Annotated in this window: 7 protein-coding genes; 3 read left to right on the forward strand and 4 right to left on the reverse strand. The window is 42.3% G+C overall.

All coding sequences use genetic code 11. The features are described from left to right. Positions 1–15 precede the first annotated feature (15 nt). The 3 genes from IQP38_RS05200 to IQP38_RS05210 form a co-directional block, all read right to left on the reverse strand. Entirely contained in the window at positions 16–360 is a 345-nt protein-coding gene (locus tag IQP38_RS05200; RefSeq protein ID WP_005377620.1) for a DUF3802 family protein, read from the reverse strand. A gap of 190 nt (positions 361–550) precedes the next feature. Continuing rightward, on the reverse strand, positions 551–1,513 hold the full coding sequence (locus IQP38_RS05205; protein WP_025766666.1) for a GGDEF domain-containing protein: 963 nt from the start codon (positions 1,511–1,513) through the stop codon (positions 551–553). Then, on the reverse strand, positions 1,513–2,487 hold the full coding sequence (locus IQP38_RS05210; protein ID WP_021033872.1) for a response regulator: 975 nt from the start codon (positions 2,485–2,487) through the stop codon (positions 1,513–1,515). The genes IQP38_RS05205 and IQP38_RS05210 overlap by 1 nt, the downstream gene beginning before the upstream one ends. Positions 2,488–2,711: 224 nt before the next feature. On the opposite strand from IQP38_RS05210, the gene IQP38_RS05215 reads away from it, so the two are divergent. Further along, the gene (locus IQP38_RS05215; protein ID WP_005377623.1) at positions 2,712–3,578 is read left to right on the forward strand and encodes a fructosamine kinase family protein; all 867 of its coding nucleotides are present in this window, start codon (positions 2,712–2,714) and stop codon (positions 3,576–3,578) included. Between the two features lie 253 nt (positions 3,579–3,831). Next, positions 3,832–4,026 (forward strand): CPXCG motif-containing cysteine-rich protein, encoded by a 195-nt coding sequence (locus tag IQP38_RS05220; protein WP_017634925.1) that lies wholly within the window; start codon positions 3,832–3,834, stop codon positions 4,024–4,026. 75 nt (positions 4,027–4,101) lie between these two features. On the opposite strand, the gene IQP38_RS05225 is transcribed toward IQP38_RS05220, so the two are convergent. Next, complete coding sequence (locus IQP38_RS05225; protein WP_054576896.1) at positions 4,102–4,713, reverse strand: riboflavin synthase; 612 nt, start codon at positions 4,711–4,713, stop codon at positions 4,102–4,104. A gap of 392 nt (positions 4,714–5,105) precedes the next feature. On the opposite strand from IQP38_RS05225, the gene IQP38_RS05230 reads away from it, so the two are divergent. Beyond that, positions 5,106–6,092: MATE family efflux transporter (locus IQP38_RS05230; RefSeq protein ID WP_322621753.1), on the forward strand; the 987-nt coding region annotated here is incomplete at its 3' end.

Here is a 6,092-nt window from a genome sequence, read left to right on the forward strand (position 1 = left end):
TAAGTTAAAACAATATCAGTCGTAAGTCGCAACAGCATTATCGAACAGATTTTTGACCAGAGCGATGTATTCATCAAGGAACGTGATCTGTTCATTGGTCGCTTTTTTATGCCATACCCCAGCCAATATCTCACCAAGATCTTCAACAACTGCATCAGCCTCTTTCAACAATTTGAAGCGTACGCTCGAGTGAAGTTCTGGATTTTGCTCAAAAATCGCCATGATGTTTGAAGCCACCATATCGGTGACAACATCTTCGATGCTTTCGGATCCAGTGTCGCCAATTTCGGTCGTAAAAATATCTAGATTTAGAGACAAGTGCTCGATAAGAGCGAGATATCCATCGGTTTCTAAAACCACTGTTTTTCTCCGTTTATTGCAAGCCTTCGAAGCTGAAAGCAGAATAGTTTCAATAGTAAGACATGCCGAGAAAATTTCATTAACTTATTTCATATTAACAAACATTCACGAACCAACTGGATGATTTTCAAACAATTGAGCTTTGCTTCACTGAATTCGGATACAGGGTTTCTTCAAACCTTTTTATATTTCAGTCATTTTCATGCAAACAGGTTTGGTTACGACCATTTTCTTTTGCACGATACAGCGCAGCATCGGCACTCTTTAACCATTGAGTGTGAGTTTCAAAATAAGGCTTATACTCGCAAACACCAATACTTATCGTGTAATTAATCAAAAAATCTTCCACTTTCACGATCTCTTGCTCAATTCTTTTGCGCAAACGCTCTGCGAAATAGCAAGCTTGCTCCTGGTTTGTGTGAGGAAGTAGTACCGTAAACTCTTCACCACCAAAACGACCGCAGATGTCACTGCTTCTTGCTGTTTTTCTCAACAAGGCAGAGGTTCGACGAATGACTTCGTCCCCTGTCGGGTGACCATAAGTATCATTCACCTTCTTAAAGTGGTCGATATCGAATATTACTAATGAGCATGGTCCGTCGATAACTTTTAAGTGAGCAAACTCATCTTTCAATGATTGCTCCCAATAAGCGCGATTAAATAAACCTGTTAAACCATCTTTGCGACTGATTTCCGACAAATGTTGATTTGTTTCTTTCAAATGAATGCGATTTCTCGCAGTTTCAGAAACATCATTGACTTGAATCGCTATGTGGCTGACCTCTCCTGAAAGCCCAATTAACGGCGTGATCACGATATCTTGATACATAAAATCACTGCTGTTTGAAACCGGAGAAAAATTGTTGAACTTAAAAAGGTACGGTCGGTTTTCCCAGCTAGAAAAAGAACGAGTTTCCAGATCGGCGGCAGCTTTTATCTTGGTTTCTAGCCAAGTTCTTGGCAGCTCTTCAAAATGCTCAAATAAACATTCACCAAGAATTTCTTGTGATAGAACGCCACTGTATGACTGCATAAAACTGTTCCACACACACACTTTATACTCTTGATCCAAAACAATAAGCCCTGAATCCATCGTATCGAGAATTTGTGTGACCCAATGAAAGTCTGCTATGTCCAGCGTGATATCGGACATTAGATTAGCTCCATGATTTCATAGATTATTTCTACGGATGGCTTATCAATTAAAAACAGTACCTCGCACTCGAAATCGAGCGCTTCTGCCATGTAGGTGTATTCAATAGTAAAGAGCTCGCCCAACTCGCCTTGCTCTTCACAATAAGGTGTTAAGGTATCCACAATGCCTGGCTGACGAAGTGAGAATTGCTTGTCGAGTTGATCGCCTAACGACGTGAGAAATGACGAAACCAGTAGGTTAGAGATATTCAAGATGATTTCATTATGAGGCGTAAACTCAAGAAGGTAACCTAATTTTTCCCCAATCTGATTGATATCCCTACCACGTAAGCACACCAGTGCCTCCCCGTGAATACCACCACCGACAAACCTCTGCGCTACCGCAACGGAACTGTCACGCCCAACCACATCAACCAGTGTCATATGAAGCTCGCCGTAGGACAAAGGTCCAACATGAGGAACAGGAAGTTGGATGAACTCATGTAAATGGTCGGCCATAATCGCAGCCCCTTTACCAAGGGCAATGTTCGCAATTTCACGGAATTTGGCTAGTAAGGAAAGCTCTTCGCAACCCTGGTTTTTAGAATCAACCGAATGACTAGGTTTGAACGCATAATGCAGTCCTAATTGTTCGTATAGTGGTAGCACCTGCTCTTCTGTCAGAGGCTTAGCGATAAAAGCTTGAGCACCAAGATCGAGACAGCGCTGTTTTGCCTCTTGTTGAACATCTCCAGAAATAATGACGATTTTGGTCGGGTACTGACTAACAGGTAATGATTCGAGGACCTCAAAACCATCCATTATGGGCATCGTTAAATCGAGAAACAAAATATCGATATTTTGCTCAGCAAGAATATTAAGCGCCTCATAACCATCTTGCGCTTCAATAAGATGTAATGATGTATCTTGTACGATAGAACGCGCAATAAGCTTTCTTGCAACAGCTGAGTCATCACATATCAGTATTTTCATGCCACCAATGGAACTAACGTCAAAAAAATCATAATACCTGTTGTAAACGTTCATCTCCATATGCTAAGCCAACAAATCAGAGGCTTATAAGCGATTTGATTCACATTTATACAAATTGACTACACTAAGAGGAAGGTTTCTTTACTAAGTATGCTCAACATAGCGCCAACTCCCTGCTATTTATCCTAAACTATTGGTGGTCAAATAGATTCGCGAGGTTTTGTATGTGGCAAGCAATATCGCAACAGCTTTCTGATACTTTATTGTTCGATTACCAGATCACGGAAAAAGTAAGGCTGTCTGGTGGGGATATCAGTGAAAGCTACATGATCAATGATGGCGAGCAACGTTATTTTGTGAAAATTAACGATCGCGAGTTTTTGTCTAAATTTGAGGTAGAAGCTGAAAGCCTGCATCTTTTGCGTGAAACATCCACCCTATTTGTACCTGAGGTGGTATTGGTTGGTAAAACCAAAAATGCCTCATTCCTAATTCTTAACTACCTTCCAACGAAACCATTAGAAGATGGTCCCAACAGCTTTAAATTTGGGCAGCAATTAGCTCACCTACACCAGTGGGGCGAGCAAAAAGAGTTTGGTTTTGATACCGACAACTATCTTGGTTCGACTCTACAGCCCAACAAATGGCACAAGAAATGGTGTGTATTCTTTGCTGAGCAACGCATAGGTTGGCAATTACAGCTCCTTAAAGAAAAAGGCGTCACCTTGGTTGATATCGATGACTTTATCGACGTCGTAAAACAGCGGCTAGCAAACCATGCTCCGGAACCTTCTTTGTTGCATGGCGATTTATGGAATGGAAATGCGGCACTCACTGCATTCGGTCCTATCTGTTACGATCCTGCGTGCTATTGGGGGGACAGGGAGTGTGATATTGCGATGACGGAGCTTTTTGGTGGATTTCAACCAGAATTTTATCAAGGCTACGAATCGGTTATGCCACTTTCTTCAAGCTATGAAGAGCGTAAAGATATCTATAACCTTTACCATGTTCTCAACCATTGTAATTTGTTTGGCGGCCATTACTTGGAACAGGCTCAACTGGTTATTAATAAAATCATTTCTTATTAATTTGGAAGCCACTGCATATTTCAAGATGTAAAATCTCGAGGCACATCACTACAGAAGATCACCCTAAGCTCAAGGTTGAGTTTGGGGTCAAGTTTTGTACTTATTTCGACTCAATTAGCAACAACTCGACCTAATATCAAAGGAGACTTAACTTTGGATTGTGCCTATTTTCCTTGTAGGCAAAATAAGTAAAGGGCTGTACTTCCTTGATGAATAGTGTGTTTAAAAGCCCTGCGAGATTAGGAGTTGTTGTATGAAAAATTATACCGAAAGGTATGTAAAGTGCCCGCATTGCGGACACTCTATCGGCATTACATTGGATGCAAGTAATGGTGACCAAGAGTTTTATGATGATTGCCCAGCTTGTTGCCACGCTATCCACCTAAATATGCGAGTGGATGAGTTACAAGATAAGGTCGAACTATTTATCGATGACAATTACGAATAACAGCTCGAGCATGTGAACATCAGAAATATAAAAACGCTTAAATGAAAAAGGAGCACTAGGCTCCTTTTTCTCATTCTAAAGCTGTTTTGCTGCAAGAACGCGCTCAACAGTATCAACAATTGTTTGAGTCTGAGGATCAAACTCAATATTAACACGCTCCCCTACTTGTCTCACTCCGAAAAGCGTTCGCTGCAAGGTTTCTGGAATTAGGTGTACTGAAAAACGACACGCTTCAACTTCACCAATAGTTAGCGAGCAGCCATCTAAACCAATGTAACCTTTCGCTAATACATATTTCATTGATTCTTGCGGCAGTTGGAACCAAATCGTGCGGTTATTGGGCGTATCGATGATATCGACAATATCTGCCGTCAAACTAATATGACCAGACATGCTATGTCCGCCTATTTCGTCACCAAACTTAGCCGCGCGCTCAATGTTTACGCTATCCCCTTCCACCAGCCGACCTAAATTAGTAAGAGCCAATGTCGCTTGCATTAAATCAAAACTGGTAAGGTTGCCTTCGATCTTAGTCACAGTTAGACAACATCCGTTGTGTGCAACGGATGCACCAATTTCTAACCCTTTACAAAGTTCATCGCTTAACTCGACAACGTGCGTTTGAAAGCGTTCTTTTTTATCAATTTTAACGACCTTCGCCGTACCCTGAACTATTCCTGTAAACATTTCTTTTTACCTATTGATTTAATACCAACTGTAGTCGAAGACTAAGCCCTAAACACTGCGCTACAGGTCGGAAATAAAGACCTCAGGCGATAAAGCCATGGCTTAATGAACACTGGTTTGTTCTCATGCATGCTTCAACATTACCATGATTCGCTGCTGTTCTCAGTAAAAGCGTATCCTTAGCGTGGAGAGCGTCCAGTCAGTGTTATCGACTATTCACTACCTAGCTATGGAATATAAACATACAATTGTTTATCATTTGCGCGGAGTTTCTCCGAGGCATTTTTTCACCTTATCGTGACTAAAATCAACCATCAGATCCGTTCACCACATCTTTTGCCCTCGAGTACTCTCATTCTTTCAACTTATTGTTCCGCTCTGGAGTATTTTTCGTGCATCGCTATAAAGAAGAAGCATCAAGTCTTATCAAATTGGCGACCCCGGTATTGATCGCATCTGTCGCTCAAACTGGTATGGGGTTTGTTGATACCGTAATGGCTGGCGGCGTTAGCGCCACCGACATGGCTGCGGTTTCTGTCGCTTCAAGTATTTGGCTACCATCCATTTTGTTTGGGGTGGGTTTATTAATGGCATTGGTCCCTGTTGTCGCACAGTTAAATGGCTCTGGTCGTCGAGTGAAAATCCCGTTTGAAATTCAGCAAGGCGTCGTTTTGGCATTGCTGATCAGTGTGCCGATAATTGCAGTCCTGCTTCAAACCCAGTTTATTCTCGGGCTGATGGATGTTGAAGCACTGATGGCTGAAAAAACGGTGGGATACATTCATGCCGTTATATTAGCAGTACCCGCTTTTTTACTTTTCCAAACGCTTAGAAGCTTTACGGATGGTATGTCATTGACGAAACCGGCAATGGTTATTGGCTTTATCGGTTTGCTGCTCAACATTCCTCTAAACTGGATTTTCGTGTACGGCAAGTTTGGTGCACCTGAATTAGGCGGTGTTGGCTGTGGTGTAGCAACCACGATTGTTTACTGGGTCATGTTTGCCATGCTATTGCTGTATGTGATGACATCAGAGCGATTGAAAAGCATCAACCTATTTGGAGAATGGCATCGCCCACAATGGAAAGCGCAAGTTCGTCTATTCAAGCTCGGCTTTCCTGTTGCAGCAGCGCTGTTTTTTGAAGTGACACTGTTTGCTGTTGTTGCACTGCTCGTTTCACCACTGGGTCCTATCATTGTGGCAGCGCATCAAGTCGCGATTAACTTCTCCTCGTTGGTATTTATGCTACCAATGAGTATTGGTGCAGCAGTAAGCATTCGTGTCGGCCATCGACTTGGTGAAGAAAACGTCGATGGCGCGCGCGTAGCGTCACGAGTCGGCATTATGGTTGGTCTAGCATTGTCCGTTCTCACAGCG

Source organism: Vibrio sp. OPT41 (assembly GCF_015163595.1).
Classification (GTDB): Bacteria; Pseudomonadota; Gammaproteobacteria; order Enterobacterales; family Vibrionaceae; genus Vibrio; species Vibrio alginolyticus.